Here is a 26,482-nt window from a genome sequence, read left to right as displayed (position 1 = left end):
TCGCGACTCTCACGGCCTGACGAACACCTGCAGCCCGTCGCAGAAGATGCCTTCGTCGCCCCACTGTGCGGCGCAGGGGAAGAAGGTCGTGATCGGGTATACCTTGCAGAAGGCCTGGGTCGGGTTTGCCGCGCAGCTGGTCAGCACGCCGCTCGCGGCCGGCTGCGCCGCATCCACGCCGATCAGCACATTGAGCGGGCCGGGCGATGCGGCGGCCGCGCCGGCGAATACGCGCAGATTGACATAGCCGCTCAAGCCGGCCGGCATGCCCACGCCGGTGCAGGTCACCACTTCGCCGCTGGCCGGCAGGCCCTGGGCGCTGCAGCTCATGGGCGGACTGGCGGATTGGACGCCGAGATAACGGATATGCGGCGGCAGCTGCACCTGTACATTGCTGGCCGCACCGGCAGCTTCGCCGACATTGCGGTAGCCGATGGTCAGCGGGCCGGGTTCCTGGCCCAGCGTATACACCGCGGGACTGTGGCTGACCGAGTCGACCACCATGGTCGCCACCCGCGGCGTGCGCGTAGGCACCTGCAAACGCGCACAGCCCAGTTGCAGCGGGTTGCCGACACAGTCGGCCGGCACCGCCTGTACGTTGTTGCTGATCGCCGCGTGCACGAACAGCGGACCGGGCACGGGCACGTCGTTGTCCATGCGCACACGCAGCGACATGAAGCTGTTCAACGTGTCGTACATGTACGGCGTGGTGCAGCGCATGACGTCGCCGCCGGGCGAGAGCTGCGGCGCCTGGCAGGTCCAGGTCGGGATGCCGGTGAGAATGCCGTCGAAATGCATCTTGGGCGGCAGCCAGATATCCACCGCCACCGGCGTATTGACCTGGCCATAGCCGATATTGTGCATCTCCAGCATGAGCATGCCGGTGGCACCGGCCTCGAACGGCGCCCCGGTCCAGGTGGCGACCTGGCCCGTGGTCACATTGCCGTTGCTGACGCCCCAGCCGGTGAAATAGACCTTGGACGCGACCGCGGTGGTGGCCACGGTGACGCAGCCGTTCAGCGCCGGCGACGCCGTACAAACCGGATTCGGCGGCAGCGGCACCTCGGCGCTTTCCAGCGTGCCGCCTATGCTCATCGGCCCCAGCGTGATGCCCGGCGCCACCATGGCGTTGATGCCCAGCGAACTGGAACCCGGATTCCAGAAATTCAGATCCACGCTGTAGACACAGGTCACCACCTGGCCGGCATTGCTGCACGACCAGCTGCCGCCGTTAAAGCCGGTATAGGTTATGCCCGCCGGCAAGGTGGTGCGGAAGGTGAACGGGGCGTGGTGGACAAGGCCGTCGTTGCGGTCCTGCTTGGCGAAGATCACCCCGAAGTTGTAGCTGGTGCCGGAATACACCGGCGGCACCGGCCACATTTCCAGCTGCAGCCCGGCGCCCTCGGCGCTGCCGGCCAGCAGGGTCAGCGGCAGCAGCGCGCGCAGCAGAAAGGCGCGAAGTACGGCGGCGGCGCTGATTGCGGCACCCAACCACAGCCGTGCGCGCGCAAGCAAAGAACCGATGGCTGGCTTCATGACGTCCCCGTGTCCGAGCGGCGGCCGGTCGCGGCGGCCTGCGGGCGGCGATAAAAGACGGCGGGCGGCCAGTCGGCCGCCGCCGGCAGGACGCAGCCCCTTTGGCGTCCGCGTGCCGATTCTCGGCCGGAGCGCGGCGGCGGCCTACCCCGCGTTTGCGGGGGTGCAGGCGGCACCGCAGGCCGACGCATCCGGGCTTGCCGGGCTCTGTGGAACGGGCCGGGGATCCGGGTCTCCGCAGCTCCGTGCGCGACGCCGGCGCTTCATCGCCGCCTGGCTCCAGCCAGGAATTCCCCATGCCAGGCGCGGCCGGAAAAATTTTTCGGCGGCGGCGTCGCACCGCTGTCGATCTGCGTGTTCCCCGATCGTCGTCTCAGCGCATCAGTCATCCAGGCCCGCGCGGGCCGGCAACCCACCATCGATCCGGAGCGTCCCATGAGCAAGCAGATCTATCTCAACCTCGCCGTCAAGGACCTGAAGAAGTCCATGGATTTCTTCAAGGCGCTGGGCTACCGCTTCAACGCCGAATACACCAACGACGACGGCGCCTGCATGGTGGTGGAGAGCAACATCTACGTGATGCTGCTGCGGGAAGACTTCTTCCGCACCTTCACCGACCGCCAGCCCTGCGACCTGCGCACTCACGTCGAAGCCCTGACCGCGCTGACCGAAGACAGCCGCGAAGCCGTCGACCGCCAGGTCGCCAGGGCTGTCGCCGCCGGCGGCCGCGCCCTGGGCGAACCCAAGGACTATGGCTTCATGTACAGCCACAGCTTCGAGGACCTGGACGGGCATATCTGGGAGCTGCTGCATATGTCGGCGGCGCAGGCGGAGTGATGCCGGGGCCGGCCGGTTTCAGGCGGTGAGGGTATACGCTGTGTTTCCTTTCCCCGGATGCGGCTACGTGCCTGCGGGAGCGCAGCCGGGGCGAGCCGGCGCAACTCGTACCAACAACCGTTGCGGGCTTCCGGCGGCTGTCCCGCCTGAATTTTTCGGCGAAAATCCAACATTCGCCGCGGGATTCATCGCCCCCTCACTCCGGCGCTCTCCCCAGGCGAGCCCGGGAAGAGGGATCGGCAGAGCCTTGCGATTTCGGGCAAACCCGCCAACCGTTACTGGCACCCCATCATCCGCACCAGCTGGAACCAGCATCCAACGGAGTCCCGCGGCACAATACGCCACCGTCGTCGCCGCGCAGGAAAAATACCATGAAGTGGATAATGCAGACCGGCAGCATGGACTGGGACGAACTCAGCACGCTGTACCGCATCGCTCCACTGGGCGAGAAGAAGCCCGAGGACCTGCGCGTTTCCTTCGGCAACAGCCGCTATGTCTGCTTTGCCTATGACGGCGAACGCCTGGTCGGCGCCGGACGCGCCCTGGCCGACGGCGTGGACTGCTCCTATATCTGCGACGTGGCGGTGCATCCGCAGTACCAGGGGCAGGGCCTGGGCAAGGAAATCATCCTGCGCCTGCGCGAGCTTTCGGCGGGACACCGCAAGATCATTCTCTACGCCAACCCCGGCAAGGAAGGCTTCTACGCCGCGCTGGGCTTCCGCCGCATGCGCACGGCCATGGCGATCTTCCGCAATCAGGAAAGCGCCGCTGCGGGCGGGCTGATCGACTAGCGCGGCAGGCCACGGCCTTCACGCCACCGTGCAAAAAGGAAACGCCGGCGCGAGGGCCCTGCACCAGGCCCGTCGCGCCGGCGCCGCCGTTGCTTCGCTCAGGCGAATTCGAGGCTGCGCTCGAAGTTCTTCAGCTCGTGGCGCGACAGCGCCAGGTTGGACTTGGAGCGGTCGAGCACGACATACAGGAACAGCTTGTCATTGCGCTCCAGCGGACGGATCAGGTGGTACTGGCGTTCCAGGCTGATCAGGATGTCTTCGATGGTGTCGTTGAGCTTGAGCGAAGCGGCGACGCGGCGCTTGGATTTGACGACTTCCGCGTTGCCGCTGGCGGCCAGGTCCAGGTCCACGCCGCCGCCGCCGAGCTTGGCCAGGGCCATGCCGGAGTCGGAATCGACCAGAGCCGCGCCGACGAAACCGTCGATGGCCGAGAGCGGAGTGAGATCAAGCTTTGCCATGATGCTTCCTTGGAAGAGAGGGGGAGAAGAAATCCCGCAACTGGCGGGAACGGCATGTTTCAGGCTTCGGCCGTACTCGCGGCAGCGGCCAGGCGGGTCTGCTGCTGTTCCAGCCAGCCGTCCACCGCCTGGCCGATTTCCTCGGCCGCGCTGCGCGTCTCGTGCAGCACCAGGCCGAGGTTGGTCGTCGGCCTGGCCAGGGTGGAGACGACGAACAGTTCGCGCCGACTGGGCACGCGCTGGGCATAGAGCAGGCCGTTGCTCGCGTTCACCACCACGTACTGGGAGCGGTCTATGCGCGTCTCGCGGCCTATCGATTCGCCCAGCGCGACCATGGAGCCGATCATCGCGGCGATACGCTGCGGATCGGCTTCGTTGTCGATGATGTGCGCGACCAGGCGGCCGTCGACCGTGGCGACCACGCAACCCATGATCGCCGGTATGCGCTGATGCAGCTCGCGCAGCGCCGTGTCCAGCGCGCCGCGCAGGGCCTCGGGCAGATTGAGGGAAGCCTGGGTCATTGCGCCCTCGCCCGCTGCACGAACTGCAGCCATTCGTCGTCGCCGGCGGCTCCGGCTGCAACCGCCGCGGCGGCCGTGCTGGCGGTGGATTCGATCTGCTCGAACAGCAGCTCCAGCATGCCGACCACATCGTCGCGCCGGCGCACGTCGGCGCCGATCACCGGCAGGAACTGGCCACGGCGGGAGACGCTCGCCAGATAATCGTCGAGGCCGGGCTGCGGATGGGTTTCCAGCCGGCCTACGGCAACCACGACGCGGCCGGCCTCGATCAGGCCGGAGAACGCGGACAGGAAATCCTCCAGATCGGCCAGCGGCTCCGGCCGCGAATTGTCCAGCAGCACGACCACGCCCAGTGCGCCCTGGGCCAGCAGCGGCCACATGAATTCAAAGCGCTTCTGTCCAGGCGAGCCGTACAGGCGCAGCTTGTCGCCGCTGTCCAGGGTCAGCTCGCCATAGTCCATGGCGACCGTGGTCTCGGCCTTGTCCGATTCGGAGAAATCCGTGTTCTCCACTTCGGTGCTGATCGGTTCTATCTCGCTGATGGCGCGTATCGCGGTGGTCTTGCCGGCGCCCATGGGGCCGGCGAACAGCAGCTTGATCTCGCTCATGGTGTGCCCGCATGCAGGCTGCGGCGGATCGAGGCAATCACCGCCTGCTCGTTGCCCGGGCGCATCTGCGCGCCGGCGAACACACCGGCCGGCACCGGCACCGGCGCCGGCGCCGACGCGGCCGGCTCGGCCGTCTCGCCGTGGAAGAAATCGCAGACCAGGCAGGCATTGAGGAAACCGTCGACCAGGCCGGCCGCGGCGAGACCCGAGTCGCGCAGGCTGGCCGCGGTGTTGAAACCGCCGCGCAATTTCTGGATCAGTTCCGCATACGCCTTGGGGCCGCCGGCCGCCAGATAGGGCCAGCCCTTCAGACGCAGCCCGCCGCGCTGGCGCAGCGCCGGCAGTGCGCCGTAGTGGCCCGAACGCACGCCCAGCTGCCACAGCAGCGGCTTGATCGACACCGGCCGCAGCAGCGGCGGCGGCGTGGCCTGGCCCAGCTCGATCGAATAGCTGTCGCGCGCCAGCGCCGTGACGAACTGGGCCGCATCCGGCAGCACCTGATTGGCCGCATACCAATAGCCCAGGCGCGCATCCATCAGCGCAACCACCTGGCCGCCCATACGCAGTTCCAGCAGGCGCCCGCGCGCTTCCAGCGCCAGCTCGCTCCAGCGCCTGAGCCATTGCCAGGCCAGCGCATCGCGCGCGTCGGCACTGCCGGCGGCGCCGCTGCGCAGCAGGCGCGCGATGCGCTGCAGCGCCGCCAGCAGCGCGCCCGGCCGCCATGGCCATTCGATGGTGAGGGTTTCGCGGCCGCCGTCGGGGCGGCGCAGTTCGGCCAGCAAGCTGGCGGAAGGATCCGCGCCTTCGTCGGGAGGAAGACGCAGCGTGACGTCCGCCTCCGCCGCATGGCTCACGTACCAGTCGGCGCTCATCTCGCCGTTTTCCTGCAGCAGGCGCTGCAGCATGCGTTCGACCAGCGCGCGACGATAAGCCGGCAAGGCGACCGCGATGGAGAGCGGTGCAAATTCCTGCGTGTTCGTCATTACCTTTGCCATCTGACTTCAAGACCCCTGATGTCCGAATCCAGGCAACAGCAAGCGTGGGCGCCGTCACCTGGGATGCGCCTGGCCTGGAACTGCGGAATGAAAACTACGAACAGAAACGAGACAGCGCTGGCTGGCGGCAGAGTGCCGGCATTGCGTTGCCATTACTGTACTCGTCGGTTGCGATTGTGGACGATGAAGTGCGAACCGGCTCATGCACAGCTGTAAACAACTGCCAAGACTTCGGCCGAAAATACCTGATTTTTGTAATATTTTCGTAGCGGCCGACGGATTGGCCAAGTCATTCGCTGACGCCTCACACCGTCTTCACAATAGTGCAGAAGCCTTCACGCGGCGCCCACTGTTGCTGCGGCGCACAGGCGTCGCCGGTTGTGGCGAGCTGGACAGCGATCCGGGCAGTCCTGCCGCCTCCGGCCGCCATCGCCTTCGGCGGGGCGCCTGCGGCAGGCGGCGAACTGGCGCCGAACGGCGCGATACGGCAGCGGGCGATGCGATGCAGGCGGTAGGCAAGGTAATGCGGCATCGGCCGTCGCGGCGCACGACGCAGGCGAGGCGTTGCGGTACCGGACCGCACGAGTGATGCGCGGGATGGCACGGCAGCTGCGCGCGCTGCTGCGATGGAAAAGCCGCCGCACTCACGGCGGAGGACGCCAGGCACAGAATGCATGCGCGATGCGCACGAATAACGCGGAAATTGCAGCGCGCCCGCGTCCCGTGCGGAACGCAGGCGCTGCCGAATGGTTCAGCCCAGAGTCGCCATGTCGATCACGAAGCGGTAGCGCACGTCGCTGGCCAGCACGCGCTTGTAGGCGTCGTTGATCTGCGCCACGCCAATGGTCTCGATATCGGCGACGATGCCGTGCCGGCCGCAGAAATCCAGCATTTCCTGGGTTTCCTTGATCGAACCGATCATCGAACCGGCCAGGCTGCGCCGGTGCGGAATCACTGCGAACGCATTCACCGGCACCGGCTGCTCCGGTGCGCCGACCACGACGAAGGTGCCGTCGACCTTGAGCAGGCTGAGGTAAGCGTTCCAGTCTATCGGCGAAGACACGGTGCAGATAATCAGGTCCAGGCTGCCGGCGAGCCGGGTGAAGGTTTCCGCGTCACTGGTCGCGTAGTAATGGCTGGCGCCCAGACGCAGGCCGTCTTCTTTCTTGGACAGGGTCTGGCTCAGCACCGTCACCTCCGCGCCCATGGCCTTGGCCAGCTTCACGCCCATGTGCCCCAGCCCGCCCATGCCGAGAATGCCGACCTTCATGCCCGGCCCCGCCTTCCAGTGCCGCAGCGGCGAATACAGCGTGATGCCCGCGCACAGCAGCGGCGCGGCCGCATCCAGCGGCAGATTGTCGGGAATGGAAAGCACGTAGCCTTCCTTGACCACGATGGAATCCGAATAGCCGCCGTAGGTCGGCGTGCTGCTGCCCGGCTCGAAGCCGCTGTAAGTCAGCACCAGGCCGGGCATGTATTGCTCGCGGTCCACATCGCGCTGGGCGCAGGTTGTACAGGAATCCACAAAACAGCCTACGCCGACGTGATCGCCGACCTTGAACCTGGTCACCTTGGCACCGACCGCCGTCACCACGCCGGCAATCTCATGCCCCGGCACCAGCGGATACACGCTGGCGCCCCAGCCGTTGTCCACCATGTGGATGTCGGAATGACAGATACCGCAGTAACGGATCGCGATGACGACATCGTCTTCCCTGGGTTCGCGCCGCTGGAACGTGAACGGCGCCAGTGGCGCCGACGCGGCGTGCGCCGCGTAGCCCTTTGCAATGGCCATGGGGGAATCCTTGCAGGTTGAGTGGGGTGCGTAGCATGGCTGCCGGATGGCCGGAGCCGGTAGCGTGTTCGTGCGGGGTTCTTGCCTGATTCTGCAAATGCACCCGTGCCGGCAACATCGCGCAAGCAGCCGATTCGTGCCCGCGCACGCTGACGCAGCCGGGTTCTGTGCTGCGGGGCTTGGCGGCGGGTAGCCGCGGCAACGCTGCCGCATGCATCCCGTTCGCCGCATTCCGCGACATGGACATAGGTCGAATCGCGCGACGGCCGCGCAACGGCGTCTGCGCCCGTTGCTACCATGGCCTGTGCGATTCCGGAGCTTCCGATGCGCCTTTTCCCACTGCTCGCCTGTTGCTTGCTGCTGACGCTGGACGCCGGCGCAGTCGACTTCACTCCGGCCGCCGCCAGCGACGATATCGACAACCCGCACAAGGGCTACATGCTCTGGGGCACGACCTGGGCCCAGGGCAGCGCGGACAATTACTACGGCGCCAGCATCTATCACGTCTATGTGCCCTGGCGCGAGGTGGAGACGGCCGATCAGGTGTTCGACTGGGCCGGCTTCGAGCAGCGCCATCTGCAGCCGATACTGGCCGACGATCCGGACGCGACCTTCGTGCTGCGGCTGGTGGCGGATTATCCGGACGGCGTGGGTTCGGGGCTGAGCTATTTCTACACGGGCGGGCAACTGGAGCGGGACTATCCGCTGTTCCTGGAACAGGCGCCGCTGAACATTCCGGGCACGGACTACGCCAGCTGCGATGGCGACGGTCCGGGACGCACGCCGGCGTGGAATCATCCGGCATTCGTCAGCCAGGCCGTGCAGCTGGTGCAGGCGCTGGGACAGCGCTATGACGGCGATGCGCGCATCACCGCGGTACAGGTGGGTCTGCTGGGCCTCTGGGGCGAATGGCACCAGAGCGGCTGCGACGCGAATGCGCCGGGCAATGCCGTCAAGCTCGCCGTGCGCGAGGCCTATGCGGGCGCGTTTACGCGCACGCGGCTGCAGACGCGCTATGCGCGCGATCCGGATGTGGTGAATGCGGATTTCGGCTTCCACGAAGACTATTTCCCGTCGTTCACCGCCAACTGCATCTACGGCTTTCCGCTCTGCGATGCGAGCGGCGACTGGAACCTGGAATACGGTTTCGCCAACGTGGTGCCCGCGGCGCGCGGCAACTGGCGCTTCAATCCGGTTTCCGGCGAAAGCCCGCTGACCAGCCAGCAGAACAGCTGGACCAGCGACACCGACGACGTGATCGCAGTGCTGCGCAACTATCACTTCAGCTTCCTGGGCCCGGCCGGCAAGCACGAGCAGGCCGGCTTCGGCGTGCCGCTGGCGCGGATCAAGCGCGCGCTGGGCTACGACCTGAGCGTGGTGCGTTTCAGCCTGAGTGATCCGGTCAGCCAGGGCAGCTCCCTCGCCTGGCGGCTGGAGCTGGCCAACCGCGGCAGCGCGCCGGTGTATCACGCGGTGCAGGGCAAGCTGGAACTGCTCGATGCGGGCAATACCGTGCGGGCGATGGCGCCGCTGGCGCTGGATCTGCGCGGGGCCGAGCCGGGAGCGACGACGGTCTATCGCGGCCGGTTGCTGTGGAGCGGACTCACGCCGGGGAACTACACCGTGCGGCTGAGCATTGCGGATGCGGTGGCAGGGCGGCCGGGAATCGTTCTGCAGAATACCGCCAGGGACAGCGCTGCGGCTGGGGTGAGGCTGGGAATGGTTGTCGTCGGCCCTGTCGGTGATCGCCTGTTTGCGGATGCGTTTTCGGAATGAGGGGCGCAATGCGCTGGCTTCCGGGCAGGGCTTTACGCTGAGCTTTCCAGGTGCAGCCTTTGTTCGGACCAGATGTGTTGTGGCGCGCGCTACAGGCGCTTCGTCCGGGCACTCCTCTGCGCGCTCCAGAACCCGTGCTGCCCGGCAGGGGCTGGTGCGATGAATCCGCCTGGCGCGCGCGCTGGCGCTGGACGCGCCTGGGAAAGGCGGCGGGATGAAGAGCGGCGTCAGTTCGAGAGTTTGCGGTTTTCGCCGGGCTTCCGGTTGGGATTTCCCGAAATGCGAATGGCGAGGCGCGTTGATCGTCGCCCCTCACCCAGCCCGCTCCCCCGACAAAGTCGGGGAGCGGAAGCGCGTCGACTTCAACTGAAAATAGTCAGAAATATTCAATGACAGGCCCGCGCCGCTCCCGGCACCGGATCCAACGATTTCATCTCGAATCCGAATTTGAATCCCGAGCTACGCCGGCAACACCCGACAAACAAATCCCTTCAAATAGTCCGTCTCCGCAATCGCCGGATGTACCGGATGGTCGGGTCCTTGCTGTAGCTGTTCCAGCACCTGGGCCTGGCGGTCCAGATGACGCGCAGCCTGTTGCACGCTGTCCAGCAGGGCGGCGCGCGGCATGTGGTAGGAGCAGGAGCAGGTGACCAGGATGCCGTCGCGCTGCAGTACCTGCATGCCCATTTCGTTGAGGCGGCGGTAGGCGATGCGGCCTTCGGCGAAATCCTTCTTGCGCTTGACGAAGGCGGGCGGGTCCAGGATCACCACGTCGAAGCGTTCGCGCAGTTCGCGCAGGCGCTTGAGTTCGTCGAAGGCGTCGGCCTTGACCGCGCTGACGCGCCCGCCCATGCCGTTGCGTTCGATATTGCGCCGGATGGCGTCGACCGCGTGCTGCGAGACGTCGACGCAGACCACTTCGCTCGCGCCCATGGCCGCGGCGCGCAGGCCCCAGCCGCCGAGGTAGCTGCAGATGTCCAGCACGCGCTTGCCGGCGACATAGCGCGCCAGGCGGTCGCGGTTGGCCTGCTGGTCGTAGAACCAGCCGGTCTTCTGTCCACCGATCACATCGCATTCAAATTCGACGCCGCCTTCGCGCACGACGACCGGCGCATCCAGTGCGCCGTAGCCGATATCGGCGTATTCGGGCAGCTGTTCCATGCTGCGGATGCCGGCGTCGTTCTTCCACACCACGGCCCTGGGCTTGAGCACCTTGACCACGGCTTCGCTGATCTCGTCCTTGAGCCGTTCCATGCCGGCCGTGGTGGTCTGGCCGACGATGACGTCGCCGAAGCGGTCCAGGGTCAGGCCGGGCAATCCGTCGGATTCGCCGTAGACCAGGCGGTAATAGGGTTCGTCGAACAGGCGCTCGCGCAGGCTCAGCGCGACGTTGAGGCGATGCACGAACAGGGAACGGTCCAGCGCGTGGTCCAGGCCGCGCGCGACCAGGCGCGCGCAGATCAGCGAGTTCGGATTCACATAGCCCACGCCCAGGGGTTTGCCGGCGTGGTCGACGACGATGCAGATTTCCCCCGGAGTGAAGCCACTCAGCGGCGTGCGGCGCACGTCGACCTCGTTGGAGAACACCCACAGATGGCCGGCGCGCAGGCGGGCGTCTTCGCCTTTCTTCAGATACAGCGCGGGGTATTCGACGGCGTCGGACATGGCTCGATCCTGGTTCGGAGGCGCGCGGCAGGCATGAATCGCACGCAAAATGGAAAAATAAAGTTCGCTGCAGGACCGCGTACGCCTGCAGCTCCCGCTGCGGCGCTGCGGCGCTGCGGCGGCCCGCCGCCGCGCTGGCAAGCCGGGTGAATCTCCGGGCGGCGCTAGAACCAGCGCGAACCCAGGATCAGCCCCCAGCACAGCACCACGTTGACCATCAGCATGAATACTGCCGCCGAACCCATGTCCTTGGCCCGGCCGGCCAGCACGTGGAATTCGGGGCTGGCCTTGTCGACGATGGCCTCGACCGCAGAGTTGAGCAGTTCGGCCGACAGCACCAGGATCAGGCTGCCCACCAGCAGCGCTTTTTCCATCGGCCCCCGGCCCAGCCACAGCCCCAGCGGCGCGAAGATCGCGAACAGGTAGACCTCAAGCCGGAACGATGCCTCGAAGGTATAGCCCGCCTTGATGCCCTGCCAGGACCAGCGCAAGGCTTTGAGTATCTGTTTGGGGCCGCGCGGCTCGTTGCTGGGCATGGCGTGAAAGTGGGCTGGCGCAAAGGCCGCGTATGATGCCACAAGCGGGCCGGGCCGCCGTCCCGAAGGGGCGGCGGCGGCGCGTTTGATGCCGCCGGCCATCCTCCGCCAGCGGCGCGCCGGCGCTGCGGCCGCAGGGCCGCCGCAGACACCCTCCCGCGCCTTGCGCACCGCAGCAAAAATTCAGCTGAAAACAGCGTTCTAGCCCGCTTCGCCGGCAAGACTAAAGAATAACTTGACCTGCCGCGGCCAACCCGCGGACGCTCGCGCCGTCATGTACGTGGGGACGGGAACGATGACGACGGGAACGACGGCAAACTGGATGGGCAAGCTGGGCTGGCTCGTGTTCGCGCTGTTCGGCGCCGCCTGCCTGGGCGTGGTCGCACTGCAGCGCGGCGAGCCGGTCAACGCGATCTGGCTGGTCTGCGCGGCGGTTGCGGTGCTGGTGATCGGCTACCGCTTCTACAGCCGCTTCATCGCCGATACGGCGCTGCAACTGGATCCGGGCCGCGCCACGCCGGCGCTGCGTCGCAACGACGGCCTGGATTTCGTCCCCACCGACAAATGGGTTCTCTACGGCCACCACTTCGCCGCGATCGCCGGTGCCGGCCCGCTGGTGGGGCCGGTGCTCGCCGCGCAGATGGGCTATCTGCCGGGCACCTTGTGGATACTCGCCGGCGTGGTCTTCGCCGGCGCGGTGCAGGACATGGTCATCCTGTTCTGCTCCACCCGCCGCGACGGGCGCTCGCTGGGCGACATGATCCGGGCGGAAATGGGCAACACTGCCGGCACCATCGCCATGCTGGGCATTCTCGCCATCATGATCATCCTGCTCGCGGTGCTGGGGCTGGTGGTGGTCAAGGCGCTGGCGGAAAGCCCCTGGGGCACCTTCACCGTGGCGGCGACCATTCCCATCGCCATGTTCATGGGCATCTACATGCGCTGGCTGCGGCCGGGGAAGATCCTCGAAGCCTCGCTGATCGGCCTGGTGCTGCTGTTCGTGTCGATCTGGCTGGGCGGCGTGGTCGCGGCCGATCCGGACTGGGCCGCACGCTTCCATTTCGACGGGCGCCAGCTGGCCTGGATGATGATTGTCTACGGCTTCGTCGCCTCGGTGCTGCCGGTGTGGTTCCTGCTCGCGCCGCGTGATTATTTATCCACTTTTCTCAAGATCGGCACCATCGTGATCCTGGCCCTGGCCATCGTCGCGGTGCGGCCAGACCTGCAGATGCCGGCGGTCACCCGCTTCATCGACGGCAGCGGCCCGGTCTGGTCGGGCAGCCTGTTCCCGTTCCTGTTCATCACCATCGCCTGCGGCGCCGTGTCGGGCTTCCACGCGCTGATCTCCTCGGGCACCACGCCCAAGATGCTCGACAACGAGAAGAACATCCGCCTGATCGGCTACGGCGGCATGCTGACGGAGGCCTTTGTCGCCATCATGGCCCTGGTCGCCGCCGCGGCGCTGCAGCCGGGCGTCTACTTCGCCATGAACTCGCCGGCGGCGGCGCTGGGCGGCACGGTGGAATCGGCCGCCGCGGCGATCAGCCAGTGGGGTTTTGTCATCACGCCGGAAATGCTCACCCAGACGGCGAAGGAAATCGGCGAAAGCACCATCCTCTCGCGCACCGGCGGCGCGCCTACGCTGGCCGTGGGCATGGCGCAGATCCTGCACAGCGTGATCTCCGGCGAGGGCATGATGGCGTTCTGGTACCACTACGCCATCCTGTTCGAGGCCCTGTTCATCCTCACCACCATCGACGCCGGCACCCGCGTCGGCCGCTTCATGATCCAGGACCTGCTCGGCACCGTACATGCGCCGCTGCGGCATACCGAATCGTGGACCGGCAACCTGGTCGCGACCGGCCTGTGCGTCGCGGGCTGGGGCTGGTTCCTGTACCAGGGCGTGGTCGATCCGCTGGGCGGCATCAATACCTTGTGGCCGCTGTTCGGCATCGCCAACCAGATGCTGGCGGCGCTGGCGCTGATCTTCGCCTGCGTCGTGCTGATCAAGATGAAGCGCGACCGCTATGTCTGGGTGGTGGCCATGCCCACGGCCTGGCTGGTGCTGTGCACCCTGGTGGCGAGCTGGCAGAAGCTGTTCCACGAGAACCCCAAGATCGGCTTTCTTTCCAACGCAAAACGCTTCGCCGACGCGGCGGCCTCGGGCCAGATCCTGGCGCCGGCCAAGTCCATCGGCGACATGCAACGGGTTGCATTCAACAATTACCTGGACGCGGCCCTGTGCGCCCTGTTCGCCCTGGTGGTGCTGACCACGCTGTATTTCGGCCTGCGCGCGGCGCTGGCGGCACGCCGCAACAGCCAGCCCACGGCGCTGGAAACGCCTTACGTGGCCGCGGCCTCGGTGGGCACGTGAGGCGCCCGGTAACGCTGCTGCGCGAGGCTTGGCGCCAGCTGTGCGAGACGGCGCGCCTGGCCGTGGGCGTGCCGGACTACGGCAGCTACCTGCGCCACCATGCCCAGGCCCACCCCGGCCAGGCGCCGCTGAGTTACGAGCAATTCTTCGCCGACCGCCTGGCCGCACGCTATGCGCGCGGCCGCTCGCGCTGCTGCTGAACCGGCGCGGCGGCGGCCCGGCCGGGCTGCCGCCGCGGCACGCGGAGGTTTGCAGCGTGGCGGATGCACGGGATAATCCGCGCCCCGCACGCCTGGAACCCGCTGCTGATGCATTTCACCCCCGGACAACGCTGGATCTCCAATGCCGAGCCCGAACTGGGCCTGGGCACCATCTTGCGCATCGAGGGGCGCAGCATTCAGGTGCTGTTCGCCAAATCCGGCGTGCTGCGGCATTACGCCGCACATGCCGCGCCGCTGGTGCGGGCGGAATTCCGCGTCGGCCAGAAAATCAGCGGCAAGGGCGGCAACTACACCGTGGAGCGGGTCGAGACCCACCAGGGCCTGCTGCACTACTACAGCGGCAGCACCGTCATCGTCGAGGGCGAGCTGGACGACGTGCAGAGCCTGTCCCAGGCCGACGAGCGCCTGCTGTCGGGACGGCTGGACCGGCCCGACCGCTTCGATTTCCGCCTGGAAGCCCTGAACCGCCGCGCCGGCGCCCGCCGCGGCCTGGATTTCGGCCTGGCCGCCGCACGCATCGCGCTGGTGCCGCACCAGCTGCGCGTGGCCCAGATCGGCGCCAGCCGGCGTCCGCCGCGGCTGCTGCTGGCCGACGAGGTCGGCCTGGGCAAGACCATCGAGGCCGGCATGATCCTGGCTCGCCTGATCGCCGCCGGCCGGGTCGAGCGCGCGCTGGTGCTGCTGCCCGAGCCGCTGGTCTACCAGTGGTTCGTGGAACTGCTGCGGCGCTTCAATCTGCAATTTTCCATTTTTGACGAAGAGCGCTGCGAGGCCATCGAGATCGGCGGCGACGGGCGCAATCCGTTCGAGGACGAGCAACTGGTCATCACCGACTTGGCCTTCCTCGCCGGCAATCCGCGCCGCGCCGAGCAGGTGGTCGCGGCGGGCTGGGATCTGATCGTCGTCGACGAAGCCCATCACCTGGCCTGGACGCCGCAGGCGGCCAGCCGCGAATACAGCGTGGTCGAGACCCTGGCCGCGGCCACGCCCGGCGTGATCCTGCTTACCGCCACGCCGGAACAGCTGGGGCGCACCGGCCATTTCGCCCGCCTGCGCCTGCTCGATCCGGCGCGCTACCACGATCTGGAACGCTATACCGCCGAAGCCGACGGCTATCTCGCCCTGTCGCGCATCGCCGCCAAGCTGGTCGACGCGCAGCCGCTGGACGCGGCCGAGCGCGAGGAACTGGCGCAGAAACTGGGCGGGGACGAACGCAGCCGCGGCCTGCTCGAACGCCTGGACACGGACGAAGCCGCCGCCGGCGAGCTGCTGGACGCGCTGATCGACCGCCACGGCACCGGCCGCGTGATGTTCCGCAACCGCCGCGCCGTGGTCGGCGGCTTTCCGCGCCGCGTGGCGAATATCGAGCTGCTCGACGGCACCGAGCTGAGCGAGGACCAGCGCCAGCGCCTGCTGACCGAATTCCTGTCCGACATACAGCAACCGCCCACCCTGCACGAATACGACTACACCCAGGACCCGCGCCTGGGCTGGCTGATCGGCGTGCTGGAGAAGTTCCCGCGCGACAAGTTCCTGCTGATCTGCCGCAGCCAGGCCAAGGTGCTGGCGCTGGAAGAAGCCGTGCGCACGCGCAGCGGCATCAATCTGGCGCGCTTCCACGAAGGCCTGTCCATCGTCCACCGCGACCGCAACGCGGCGTACTTCGCCGATCCGGAAGGCGCGCGCCTGCTGATCTGTTCGGAAATCGGCTCGGAAGGACGCAACTTCCAGTTCGCCCATCACCTGATCCTGTGGGATGTGCCGCTGGATCCGGACCTGCTGGAACAGCGCATCGGCCGCCTGGACCGCATCGGCCAGCAGCACGATATCCAGCTCCACGCCGCGGCCTTCGCCGGCAGCGCCCAGCACGTGCTGCTGCGCTGGTACATGGAAGGCCTGGACGCCCTGCGCAGCAGCCCGGCCGACGGGCGCGAGCTGTACAAGCGCTTCGGCCCGGACCTGGCCGAGCGCGCCGCCACGCACGCGCTAGAAGGTACCGATCCGGACCAGGAACTGGATTCGCTGATCGCCGAGACCCGCGCTGCGCACGAGGAACTCTCGCGCCTGGTGCACGCCGGGCGCGACCGCCTGCTGGAACTGGCCGCCAGCCGCGAGGCGCGCACGGAAACCCTGCGCGAGGCCCTGCTCGCCGGCGACGCGGATCTCGAAACCGAGGACTTCATCCTGCGCCTGTTCGAGCAGTTCGGCGTGCAGCACGAGGAAACCGGCCCGCGCACCTGGGTGCTGGATCCGGAATACCTCAGCACGGAAGGCTTCAGCGGCCTCAAGGACGGCCCGCAGCAGGTCACTTTCGACCGCGCCACGGCGCTGGCGCGCGAGGAATTGCCGCTGCTGCGCAACGACCATCCCATGGTGATCGGCGCACTGGACCTGCTGCTGGAAGGCGAGCAGGGCAATGCGGCCTTCCTGGTCGATGACGTGCTGCCGCCGCGCACGGTGCTGATCGAGGCGGTGTACGTGCTCGAATGCATCGCCCAGCGCAGCCTCGGCCTGGAACGTTTCCTGCCGCCGCTGCCGCTGCGCGTGGTGGTGGATACCAAGCTGCAGGCGCGCGAATACCGGCCCAATCCGGTGTCGCTGAAGAAATCCGCCGACCGCGCGGTGGATTTCAACCGCTACCGCAAGTTCCTCGCCCAGCTGGTGCCGCCGATGCTGGAGCGCTGCGAGAGCGTCGCCCGCGACGCGGCCGCGCGCGAGATCGACGCCGCCGTAGCCGCGGCCCAGGCCGCGCTGTCGGCGGATATCGCGCGATTGCAGGCGCTGCGCAGCGTGAATCCGGCGGTGCGCGCCGAGGAAGTGGACGAACTGGTGAACGAACGCGCGGCCGTGCTGGACGCACTGCCGCGGGCGCGGCCGCGGCTGGATGCGGTGCGTTTCGTCTGCAGCCAGGATTTCCTGGCGCTGCGTTGAGGCGGGACTTGCCGTGAAAGACGCCGGGACACCGGTTGACAGGCCCCGGCCGCGCCGGCCGGAAATCCACCATGCGCCGCGCCGGGCGAAGCAGGTTTGCGCCTGTCCGGCGAGCGCAAGCCCTGGCCGGCTCATGCCGCCGCCCGCCTGAGCCCGGCGACCGCGGCAGGACGACGCAACACGCGCCTGGCGCTGTTGCGCAGACCTGCCGCAAGACACAGAAGCCCGCGCCTCGAACGGCTATTCTGGCCGTTCCTGATGCGACGTTACGCCGGTTCCTCGCGTCCTGCCCATTCCTGCCGATTCCGTCGCACGCATGCCGCATCTGCATTACCGCTTCGGCGAATTCGACCTGGACCCGGCCGCGCGCGAACTGCGCCGCGGGACCGAACGGGTTGAGCTGCCCGGCAGCGCCTTCGACGGATTGGTCTATCTGATCGCCCAGCGCGACCGCGCGGTCGGCCGCGACGAACTGATGGCGGCGATCTGGGGCCGCGCCGACGTGGCCGACAGCCTGCTCGGCCAGACCCTGGTGCGCCTGCGCCGCGCCCTCGGCGACAACGGCGAGACACAGCAGTGGATACGCACCGTGCCGCGCTTCGGCTACCGCTGGGTGGGGGAACTGCGCGAGGAAATGCCGGGCGAGGCAGAGGCGGTTGCGGCGGACGCCGCGGCTGCCGCGGCAACGGCAGCGGGCGCCGCAACCACGGCTGCGATCGCGGTGCGCAGCACAACCGCGACGGCAGCGGACGCCGTGGCGGCGGCAACGGCAGCCAGCGCTGCAACGGCGACGGATGCCGGGCAGCCCGGCCCGAAGGCCGCCGCCGCGGCGCCCGTTACGACGCCAACGGCCGCCGCGCCAGCGGCGGTTGCAGCACCGGAGGTTCCCGCCGCCGTAGCCGCACCGCCTGTCGCAGCCGCTCCGGGCGCGGCGTCCGAGGCCGCAGCCGGCGCCGCACCGCCGGTCGCCGATCCATCCGTACCCACCGCCGCGCCCCTCCACCCGCCGGCGCCGGCGGCCGCCCCGCGGCAGCGTCCGGCCGCCTTCCTGCTGGCTGCTGCCGCCTTCGCCGCCGCGCTGGCAGCGCTGCTCTTCGTCCACCTTGCCGGCAGCCGCCGCACCGCGGCGCCGGACGCCGCCGTTCCGGCCGCGCTGCTCACGGCACCCGCGCTGGTGCTGCCGGCCCAGGTCAAGACCGGTCCGGAATGGGAATGGCTGCGTCTGGGCCTGATGGATCTGATCGCCGGCCGCCTGCGCCGCGGCGACCTGGCCACGGCGGCCAGTGAAAGCGTGGTCGCGGTGCTGCGCGAGCATGCCGATGTCCCGGCCGAGGCCCTGCTGGACCTGCCCGGCCTGGCCGGCGCCGACAGCCTGCGCATACTGCCGGAAGTGGAACAGCAGCAGGGCCGCTGGCTGCTGCGCCTGCACGCGCGCGACCGCAGCCGGCGCTTCGTGGTGGAGACCCGTGCCGACGACGCCATCAGCGCCGCGCGCGAAGCCGCCGACATCCTGCTGCTGCGCCTGGGCCACCTGCCGCCGGCCCAGCCCGAGGACAAGCCGCAGGAACTCACCGAGCTGCTGCAGCGCACCCGCGCCGCCATGCTGGCCGACCAACTGCAACTGGCCGGCGAACTGATCGCCCGCGCCGACCCGGCCCTGCGCGAGCGGCCGGAGATCGTGCTGCGCCAGGCCAATGTCGAACTGCGCGCCGGCGCCTACCTCGCGGTGGAGCAGCGCCTGCTGCATTTGCTGGACCAGATCCCGCCCGAACGCGATGCCGAACTGCGCGGCCGCGCCCTGGTCACCCTGGCCGCCAGCTACATCCGGCGCGAGCGCCCGGCCGACGCCGAGCGCTACTACGAGGAAGCCATACAGCTGCTGCACGGCAGCACCGCCTCGGATGCGCTGGGCATCGCCCTGCTCGGCCGCGGTCTGGTCGCCACCCTGCGCGAGGACTACGCCTCGGCCATGAGCGACCTGGGCCAGGCCCGCGGCGAGACCGAGACCGCCGGCAATCCGCTGGGCACGGCCCAGGTGGACCTGAACCTGGCCCTGATCGAGGTGCGCCGGCTGCGCCCGGCCACGGCCCTGCCCATGCTGGTCGACGTGGCCGCGCGCTTCGAGCGCCTGGGCGCGCAGGAAGAGTACGTGTTCAGCATCGCCAGCATCGCCGAGGTGCAGCAGCTGCTGCTGGATCACCAGGGTGCCCTGGCCACCATCGCGCGCTGCTGGCCGCCGCAGGAGCACAGCGCCAATCCGCGCCTGCGCTGGAAGATCAGCCTGGTACGGGCCGAGGCATTGCTGGAAACCGGCCAGGTCGAGGCCGCCGACCAGCTGGCCCAGTCCATCGTCGCCGGCGCCGACAGCAACCTGGATGCGCCGGCGCTGGCCCGCACTACCCTGCTGCAGGCGCGCCTGGCCGCGGCCCGCGGCGACGCGGCCGCCAGTGCCGGCCTGGCCAGGGCCGCGCTGACGCCGGTGCTGCAGGCCAACGACAGCGTGCGCTACGTCCAGGCCTGGCTGCTGCAGCTGCGCGGCCTGCGCGGCAGCGGCCGGCTGGCCGAGGCGGCGCAGGAAACCGCCCGCCTGGGCGACTGGGTCAAGCAGCATCCGGCGCCCTGGCGCCAGGCCTATGCCGATCTGGCCCAGGCCGAGCAATACGCCGCCGAAGACCGCCACGAGCCGGCCCTGGCCCGCTTCGACCAGGCCCTGCGCCTGATCGACGCCGCCGGCGCCATCCCCGACGACGTGGTCGAAGTGATCCAGCCCTATGCCGCCCTGCTGGTGCGCGACGGCCGCCTGGACCAGGCCCGCGCCCTGAGTGCGCGCATCGCGCCCTGGTCCGAGCGCGACTTGCGGGCCGCCACCGTGCTGGTGCAGATCAACAGCGCCCCGGGCCGCAGCGAGGCGCGCCAGAGTGCCGAACAACGCGCCCTGCAGCTGGCCGGCGAACGCCGCCTGATCCAGGCCCAGCGCTGAGCCAGGCTGCCGCACCGCCGACCACAAGCCGAGCTGGGCCGCCGCCCCGCGGCGACCTGAGCGGCATCACTGCCGCAATGGCCTGAGCGGCACCATTGCCAGCGGCAACCCGAGCTGTGCCAGCCGGCGACAACCAGGACTTCGCCGCCGCCACGATGGCCTGGGCTGTGCCGCCGGCAGCCCGGCCGCGGCGCGGCGCCAGCGCCGCCCTCAGGCAAATCCGCATGACAAACGCATGGCGAACGAATGCGCCGGCGCACGGTGCTGCCGACACTTGGGCGGTTGCAATCCTTGTCTGGAGTACCCATGAAAGCGCCGCATACCGTTCTCGCCCTGTCCCTGCTCGCCGCCGCCGCCGCCGTCGCCTCCGCCACCGCCGCACCGCCGGCGCCGACCGCCTTCATCGCCGCCCGCGGCGGCAATGCCGTGCCGCCGGTCGCCGCCGAGAGCCGGGTTTATTTCGCCGCCGGCTCCACCCTCACGGTGTGGGACCGCAACGCCGACGGTTCGCTGCGCTTTGCCGGCGACACCCGCACCAGCCCGGCCAAGGGCCTGCTCAACGGCCTGGCCCGCCAGGGCGACTATCTGTATGCCAGCTACCGCGCCCATGCCGAGGACGTGTCCGGCGTGGCGGTCTACTCCATCGCCGACCGGGACCACCCGCAGCTGCTGGGCCAGTACCCGTACAGCAACGGCAGCCTGCTGTACGCGCAGAACATCGCCATCGCCAACGGCTATCTCTACGTGCTGGACAACGAACACGGCCTGTTCGCCAGCAACCTGGCCAACAATCCGGCCATGCCGGTGTTCAGCCAGGTGTATACCGGCTGGAGCAACTACGACCACGTCGTGGTGGACGGCAACCGCCTCTACACCACCGGCCGCAATTTCCTGTCCAGCACCTCGTTCAACATCTTCGACCTGAGCACGCCGCTGGCGCCGCAGCTGCTGGGCTCGGCCACGCTGGACGGCTACGACAATTTCCGCCTCAAGGTGCAGCCGCCCTATGCCTACGGCGTGGGCCTGGCGCTGAACGTCACCGATTTCAGCGATCCCGCCGCCATCACCCAGCGCGGCCGCGTGGACGCGCCCATTGCGTACGAAGGCCTGGTCCTGGGCAGCCATGCCTGGAGCGTCGGCCTGCAAGGCATCGATGTGTGGAACGTCACCAATCCGGATGCGCCGGCCGAAGCCGGCCATGCCGATATCGACAGCTTCGCCACCATCGCCACCAAAGTACTGGGCGACGACGCTTTCCTCGCCACCCTGGCCGACCGCCTGGTGCGCCTGGACGCGACCCAGCCGGCCACGCCCACCCTGCGCGGCGAAGCCCTGTTGCCGGGCGGCGCCATGACCTACGACATCGCCATCCGCGGCGATACCGCCCTGATGCTGGGCAGTGCCTACGGCCTGGGCGTGGCCGAACGCGCCGACCTGGCCCCGCTGGGCCGCATGGTCGCCGACCTGGAGCTTTCGATTCAGGGCCGCGCCTTTGAACAGCTGGCCCTGGACGGCGACCGCGCCTACCTGACCAGCTGGGGCAGCGGCCTGGTCATCGCCGATATCAGCAACCCGCGCCAACCGGTGCAGACCGGCTACTGGGAATATCCCTTCGCCACCGCGATCGCCGCGGCGGGCAACTACGCCTACGTCGGCCGGACCACCAACGGCGGCGAGCTGGTGGTGCTGGACGTGACCGATCCGGCCAACCCGCAACCGCTGGCGTCGATGGAAACCAGCAAGCTCATGCGCCTGGCCCTGCACGGCAACTATCTCTACGTCGCCGACGAGGCGCAGATGGGCAATACCGGCGCCGGGCTGTACATCCTGGATGTGTCCAAGCCGGCGGCGCCGCAGCTGCTGTCCCACTTCGACGGCTGCGGCAGCACCCGCGACCTGGCCCTGGCGCCGAATGGCCGGCGCCTGCTGCTGGCCTGCGGCGACAAGGCCCAGCTGCTCGACGTGAGCAACCCGGCGGCACCGGTGCTGCTGGGCAGTTACGCCGCCGATACCTATTCCGTGGCCCTGCACGGCGACCGCGCCTATATCGGCGCCCAATACGGCCGCCTGGAAGAAGTCAGCTTCGCCGACCCGGCCCAGCCGCAGCTGCTGCAGCACTGGGACCAGGCCGCCGGCGTGATGCGCCTGCAGGTCGGCAGCGATGCGCGCGTCTACGCCATGACCACGGTCGGCGGCGTGTACGTCTACGAAGTCGACCGCCTGTTCGCCGACGGCATGGAATGAGCGGCGCGGAAAATTGATCGCAGGACGCCGCGACGCCGCACCACGGTTTCGCGTCCGGGCTGAGGTGTGCCGCTTTCCTCCCCTACCCCCCGGTGCGGCACACCCCGGGACGTCACGCCGCGCTTCCCTCGCGCGGCGTGACGTTCGTTTTCCGGACGTCTTCGCCGGGCAGCTGCGGGCACGAGGCAGTCACGGGCGCGCTTGCGCGGCCGGTCTGCCCGCTTCGTTTCCGGAGCGCTTCGCCGCCTGCGGACGCCGGCCGGCTAGCCCGCTTCCATCGCCGTGATCCATGGCGCCTGGCGCGGGCCCACCCAGCCCTGCGAGCCCACCGACAGCAGCCCGGCCTCGGCAAACACCTGGCGGTACCAGCGCGGCGTGCGGCGCTGGAAACCGACCATGTCGCCGTCGAGGCGGTCGGCCGTCGTATACACCTCCAGATAGGCCAGGCCTTCGAGCTGATCGACGATGCCGTCCAGGCCGCGGCGCAGCTCCGGCGCGCGCAGGTAGTGCATTACGTCGGCGCAGATGATGAGGTCGTAGCGCTCGCCCAGGCGCAGCTGGCCCAGGTCGCCGAAGCTGGCCAGGCGCAGGTTGCGCTGGCGGCCCCAGCGGGCGATGGCGTATTCGCTGGAATCCAGGCCGAGGTAGCTCGCCTGCGGCCGCAGCGCGCGCAGCGGCTTGTACCAGGCGCCTTCGCCGCAGCCCACGTCGAGCACGTTGCGGATGGGCCGGCCCAGGTAGTACTCGGCCAGGCCCACCGCCAGCGCGGCCTTGCGCGCGAGCACGCCAGAGGAAATCACGCGGTGCCGGCCGTCGCGGTACCACTTGTCGAAATAGGCCTTGTCGTAGATTTTCATGCGCACCGGAAAGTGGGGCTGCCGCGCCGGCACAGCCGGCACGCGGACAGCGTGGCGAAGGATGTCAGCGCGGCTGCAGCGACTGCTGCGCCTTTTCCGGCAGCTTCTCCACCACCAGCTCGTAGGAGCGGCGCAGATAGGCCTCCAGTTCGCCCGGGGCGAGCTGGGCCGGATCGGTCAGGGTGACCCAGAACGCCCGCGCCATGTACGGCGCCGGCATGAAGCCGGGATGCTCGGCCAGTTCCAGGAACTTGTCCGCATCCACCTTGAAGGAGACCCGGCCGCGTTCCACGCCCAGGGTGCAGTAGACGGCGAACATCTTGCCGGCCACGTTGTAGACCAGGTCCACTTCCCATTTCAGCGTGGTGCTCACGCCGGGCCAGTCGGCGCAGATCGCGGCCAGTTGCTCGGCTTCCAGTGTCGTCATCGCCTGCCTACCCCTCGCCGATCCGATAGCGCTTGTTTTCCACCCGCACGCGCGGCGGCTGGCGCTCGCGCTCGAACGCATCGTAACCGGGCTTCAGCTCGGACCAGAAATCGAACCAGGGCGAGGCCCGCGCCGCAGCGAGCGCGGCATCATCCAGGCGGAACGGAAAAGCATGCACCTCGAACGCCGCCTGGCCCTGGCGCAGGGCGGCCTCGGCCAGGGTGTAGATCTCCTCGATCGCCGCATCGCCCATGGCGTAGCAGCCGATGGAAACGCAGCTGCCGTGGACCATGAGGAAGTCGCCGGTATAGCCGTTGGCGCGCTCGTAGGCGTTGGGATAGCCCAGGTTGAAGGACAGGTGGTAGCTGCTGGCCGGATTGAGCTGGCCCAGGCCCACGCGGTAGAAACCTTCCGGCGCCTGGCGGTCGCCCTGGCGCCGCTTGGGGCCCAGCCCGCCGGAGAAGGTGCAGATCGGATAGGTGCGGAACAGCTGGTAGCGGCCGTCCTTGCCGGCCAGCCACAGTTCCAGTTCGGCCTCGCGCTTGAAGATGCGCATGAACACGGCGCCGCCGTATTCCAGGCCCAGTGCGGCCAGATCGCGCTGCAGCGCCGGCCTCACGCGGGCCGCGGCCTGCTGCGCGCGACTGCCGCCGCCTTCCACGGCATTCACGAGGGTTCTGCCCGATTTGCTCCAGGCCCACGGAGCCATGGCCGCCGCACAGGCGGCAAGCAGGAAAAGCGTCCAGCGCAGCATGTTCGGCGTCCGGTAGCGGCGGAAGGCAGGGTGTATCGACAGGGGCGGCGGCGCGGGGTTGCGGGGGCGGGATGCGGGATTGGGAATTCGGGATTCGGACTGGCGCTGCCGGCGCCGCGGCGAAGGTCGGCGAAGCGGAACCGGCCCGGGCGGCGTGGCGGCACCTGCCGCACGCCTACAGATCCCGCGCTACGCGGAAGCCTACGCGACCGCTGCGCGTGGTGCTCAGCGCGGACAGGCGGAAGGCCGAGCGCACCTGGTCCGGATCGCTGCCCCAGGAACCGCCGCGCACCACATGACGCTCGCAGCCGGCATTGACCCAGGCGCGGCTGTCGCGCGGCGCGCGGATGTAGTTGTCATGCCAGCAGTCCTGCACCCATTCCGACACATTGCCGTCCAGGTCGAAGAAGCCCAGCGGATTGGCCGGGAAGGTGCGCACCGGCGCCGGGCCCCAGTGATCGTCGGAATAGCGCGCGAAGGCCTTGCGCCAGGTGCGGTGGGCCGGCGAGCGGTCGCCGGTGCCGGTGTAATTGCCCAGTACCCGCGGCGGATCGCCGTCGCCCCAGGGAAAGCGCGTGACCGAGCCGGCGCGCAGGGCGTATTCGAATTCGGCTTCGGACGGCAGGCGATAGCGTTTGCCGCTGCGTTCGCCCAGCCAGGCCAGGTAGGCGCTGGCATCGTCCCAGCTCACATGCACTACCGGCAGGTCGTCGGCGGCGCGGCGGCCGCGGTAGTCGTCCTGCCAGGTCACGCCGCGGCCGTCGCCCATGCGGCCGGAATTCTCGTCGTAGACACTGGAGGTGCCTTCGATCTCGGCCGTGGTGCGGTAGCCGCTGGCGCGGATGAACTCGCGGAACTCGGCCACCGTGACCTCGCTGCGGCCCAGGGCGAAACCGCTGTCGATCACCACCTCACGCTGCGGTCCTTCGGAACTGCGGTGGCCTTCCTCGGCATCGGGCGAGCCCATGAGGAAACGGCCGGTGGGCACGACCAGCAGCGCCGGCGCCGAGCCGGCGCGATCGAGGAAGGGATCGCTGACCAGCTGGCCCGGGCGCAGGCTGGCGTACAGGCGCGCGTTGCGCAGGCGGTCCTGGAATTCGTCCACGCCGGGCAGATCGGCGCTGATGCCCTGGGCCTGCGCGGCCAGGCGCTCGGCCAGGTCGGCATTGCCCGAATCCAGCGCCGACTGGGCCTGGGCCAGCACGGTCTCGGCACGCTGGCGGCGCACGCCCTCGGTGCGCGTGCGCGTGTCCAGCAGCTGCTGCGAACCCGGCGCTATGGTCGCGGCCTGGGCCAGGATGGCGTCGGCGGCGAGGAAATCGTCCCGCGCCACCGCGGCCAGGGCGCGTTCGAGCACGCCGCGCTGGATCTGCTCCAGGCCCTGTTGCGCCAGCACATTGGCCGGATCCAGTTCGCGCACGCGGCGGTAGACATCCAGCGCACTGTTGCCCGGCGGCTCCAGCCCCTTGCCTTCGCGCAGCAGTTCGGCAGCCTGGGCCAGCAGCGGCTCGACCTGGCGCGCGAGCTTCACCCGTGCGCGCAATTCGGCGAAACGGTTGGCCTCGTGCGGCAGTTTTTCCAGCGCGGCCAGCATGCGCTCGGCCTCGTCCGTGTCGCCGCCGTCCAGGCGCGCGCCGATGTCGCCCAGCAACTGGTCCTGCACCGCGGCCAGGCCGCTGCGCGCGCGGCGGTTGCCCTTGTCCTCGTCCAGTGCCTCGCGGTACAGCAGCAGGGCGCTGCCTTCGGCCGGCTCGAACAACTGGCCGCGGGCCAGCGCCTCGTCGGCCTGCTTGAGCAGGCCGGCAATCTTCTCGCTGGCCGGCACTTCGGGTTCGGGCGGCGCCTCGGGCAGGGCCTCGGCCACGCCGGCCAGTTCGCGCGGCGGGCCGAATTCGACCACCGCCGGCGCCGCGCCGCGCACATTGATCGGCGGCGGCGGCGCGCTGGTGCGCACCGGCAGGCCGGCCGGGCGCTCGCCCGGGGAAACGTGGATCACTTCGGGAAAAAAGCGGTAAACCAGCGCGAAGCCCAGCAAGGCGATACCCGCTGCCCCACCCCAGGTGGTCTGCTTGCGGACTTTTTCAGGACCAGCCATGCGCGCTTTCAGTGTGACAGCAGGGGCGACTGACCTTAGGCTAATGCGTTTGACCTGACAACCGCGCGCGCCCCGCGCGCC

At 68.9% G+C, this 26,482-nt stretch carries 21 protein-coding genes; 8 read left to right on the top strand and 13 right to left on the bottom strand.

Annotated elements, in window-relative coordinates; all coding sequences use genetic code 11:
* Positions 1-9: 9 nt before the first annotated feature.
* Positions 10-1,536 (bottom strand): hypothetical protein, encoded by a 1,527-nt coding sequence (locus NM961_RS08060; protein WP_255913543.1) that lies wholly within the window; start codon positions 1,534-1,536, stop codon positions 10-12.
* Between the two features lie 435 nt (positions 1,537-1,971).
* On the opposite strand from NM961_RS08060, the gene NM961_RS08055 reads away from it, so the two are divergent.
* On the top strand, positions 1,972-2,373 hold the full coding sequence (locus NM961_RS08055) for a VOC family protein (protein WP_255913542.1): 402 nt from the start codon (positions 1,972-1,974) through the stop codon (positions 2,371-2,373).
* A gap of 371 nt (positions 2,374-2,744) precedes the next feature.
* Positions 2,745-3,164 (top strand): GNAT family N-acetyltransferase, encoded by a 420-nt coding sequence (locus NM961_RS08050; protein WP_255913541.1) that lies wholly within the window; start codon positions 2,745-2,747, stop codon positions 3,162-3,164.
* 98 nt (positions 3,165-3,262) lie between these two features.
* On the opposite strand, the gene NM961_RS08045 is transcribed toward NM961_RS08050, so the two are convergent.
* The 6 genes from NM961_RS08045 to NM961_RS08020 form a co-directional block, all read right to left on the bottom strand.
* Complete coding sequence (locus NM961_RS08045; protein WP_255913540.1) at positions 3,263-3,622, bottom strand: roadblock/LC7 domain-containing protein; 360 nt, start codon at positions 3,620-3,622, stop codon at positions 3,263-3,265.
* Between the two features lie 59 nt (positions 3,623-3,681).
* Positions 3,682-4,143, bottom strand: coding sequence for a roadblock/LC7 domain-containing protein (locus NM961_RS08040; RefSeq protein ID WP_255913539.1), 462 nt, complete (start codon positions 4,141-4,143; stop codon positions 3,682-3,684).
* Positions 4,140-4,751: a GTP-binding protein gene (locus tag NM961_RS08035; RefSeq protein ID WP_255913538.1), complete on the bottom strand. Its 612-nt coding sequence runs from the start codon at positions 4,749-4,751 to the stop codon at positions 4,140-4,142. Before NM961_RS08035 ends, NM961_RS08040 begins: the two co-directional genes overlap by 4 nt.
* Positions 4,748-5,734 carry a hypothetical protein gene (locus tag NM961_RS08030; RefSeq protein ID WP_255913537.1) on the bottom strand — a complete coding sequence of 329 codons (987 nt, stop codon included), beginning with the start codon at positions 5,732-5,734 and terminating at the stop codon, positions 4,748-4,750. The genes NM961_RS08035 and NM961_RS08030 overlap by 4 nt, the downstream gene beginning before the upstream one ends.
* Positions 5,735-6,050: 316 nt before the next feature.
* Complete coding sequence (locus NM961_RS08025) at positions 6,051-6,278, bottom strand: hypothetical protein (protein WP_255913536.1); 228 nt, start codon at positions 6,276-6,278, stop codon at positions 6,051-6,053.
* 219 nt (positions 6,279-6,497) lie between these two features.
* Positions 6,498-7,541: an NAD(P)-dependent alcohol dehydrogenase gene (locus NM961_RS08020; RefSeq protein WP_255913535.1), complete on the bottom strand. Its 1,044-nt coding sequence runs from the start codon at positions 7,539-7,541 to the stop codon at positions 6,498-6,500.
* Positions 7,542-7,865: 324 nt separating this feature from the next.
* Between NM961_RS08020 and NM961_RS08015 the strand changes: the two genes are divergently transcribed.
* On the top strand, positions 7,866-9,317 hold the full coding sequence (locus NM961_RS08015) for a DUF4832 domain-containing protein (protein WP_255913534.1): 1,452 nt from the start codon (positions 7,866-7,868) through the stop codon (positions 9,315-9,317).
* 459 nt (positions 9,318-9,776) lie between these two features.
* On the opposite strand, the gene NM961_RS08010 is transcribed toward NM961_RS08015, so the two are convergent.
* Both NM961_RS08010 and NM961_RS08005 read right to left on the bottom strand, forming a co-directional pair.
* Positions 9,777-10,982 carry a class I SAM-dependent rRNA methyltransferase gene (locus NM961_RS08010; protein WP_255913533.1) on the bottom strand — a complete coding sequence of 402 codons (1,206 nt, stop codon included), beginning with the start codon at positions 10,980-10,982 and terminating at the stop codon, positions 9,777-9,779.
* A 164-nt stretch (positions 10,983-11,146) separates the two neighbouring features.
* The gene (locus NM961_RS08005) at positions 11,147-11,518 is read right to left on the bottom strand and encodes a diacylglycerol kinase (RefSeq protein WP_255913532.1); all 372 of its coding nucleotides are present in this window, start codon (positions 11,516-11,518) and stop codon (positions 11,147-11,149) included.
* 322 nt (positions 11,519-11,840) lie between these two features.
* On the opposite strand from NM961_RS08005, the gene NM961_RS08000 reads away from it, so the two are divergent.
* The 5 genes from NM961_RS08000 to NM961_RS07980 all read left to right on the top strand — a co-directional run bounded on the left by NM961_RS08000 (position 11,841) and on the right by NM961_RS07980 (position 22,268).
* Complete coding sequence (locus NM961_RS08000; protein WP_255913859.1) at positions 11,841-13,892, top strand: carbon starvation CstA family protein; 2,052 nt, start codon at positions 11,841-11,843, stop codon at positions 13,890-13,892.
* A complete protein-coding gene (locus NM961_RS07995) occupies positions 13,889-14,092 on the top strand; it encodes a YbdD/YjiX family protein (RefSeq protein ID WP_255913531.1) in 204 nt (67 codons plus the stop codon). The genes NM961_RS08000 and NM961_RS07995 overlap by 4 nt, the downstream gene beginning before the upstream one ends.
* Positions 14,093-14,200: 108 nt before the next feature.
* Entirely contained in the window at positions 14,201-17,044 is a 2,844-nt protein-coding gene (rapA, locus tag NM961_RS07990; protein WP_255913530.1) for an RNA polymerase-associated protein RapA, read from the top strand.
* A 316-nt stretch (positions 17,045-17,360) separates the two neighbouring features.
* Positions 17,361-20,024 (top strand): winged helix-turn-helix domain-containing protein, encoded by a 2,664-nt coding sequence (locus NM961_RS07985; protein WP_255913529.1) that lies wholly within the window; start codon positions 17,361-17,363, stop codon positions 20,022-20,024.
* A 306-nt stretch (positions 20,025-20,330) separates the two neighbouring features.
* Positions 20,331-22,268 (top strand): LVIVD repeat-containing protein, encoded by a 1,938-nt coding sequence (locus NM961_RS07980; protein ID WP_255913527.1) that lies wholly within the window; start codon positions 20,331-20,333, stop codon positions 22,266-22,268.
* 263 nt (positions 22,269-22,531) lie between these two features.
* On the opposite strand, the gene NM961_RS07975 is transcribed toward NM961_RS07980, so the two are convergent.
* The 4 genes from NM961_RS07975 to NM961_RS07960 all read right to left on the bottom strand — a co-directional run bounded on the left by NM961_RS07975 (position 22,532) and on the right by NM961_RS07960 (position 26,401).
* Complete coding sequence (locus tag NM961_RS07975) at positions 22,532-23,125, bottom strand: class I SAM-dependent DNA methyltransferase (RefSeq protein ID WP_255913526.1); 594 nt, start codon at positions 23,123-23,125, stop codon at positions 22,532-22,534.
* A gap of 64 nt (positions 23,126-23,189) precedes the next feature.
* Entirely contained in the window at positions 23,190-23,552 is a 363-nt protein-coding gene (locus tag NM961_RS07970) for an MmcQ/YjbR family DNA-binding protein (protein ID WP_255913524.1), read from the bottom strand.
* Positions 23,553-23,559: 7 nt separating this feature from the next.
* The gene (locus tag NM961_RS07965) at positions 23,560-24,222 is read right to left on the bottom strand and encodes a L,D-transpeptidase family protein (RefSeq protein WP_255913523.1); all 663 of its coding nucleotides are present in this window, start codon (positions 24,220-24,222) and stop codon (positions 23,560-23,562) included.
* A gap of 259 nt (positions 24,223-24,481) precedes the next feature.
* Positions 24,482-26,401 carry a formylglycine-generating enzyme family protein gene (locus NM961_RS07960; protein ID WP_255913522.1) on the bottom strand — a complete coding sequence of 640 codons (1,920 nt, stop codon included), beginning with the start codon at positions 26,399-26,401 and terminating at the stop codon, positions 24,482-24,484.
* Positions 26,402-26,482: the final 81 nt, after the last annotated feature.

It is taken from the genome of Tahibacter harae (assembly GCF_024437735.1).
GTDB lineage: Bacteria > Pseudomonadota > Gammaproteobacteria > Xanthomonadales > Rhodanobacteraceae > Tahibacter > Tahibacter harae.
This window is presented reverse-complemented; position numbering and strand designations above follow the sequence as displayed.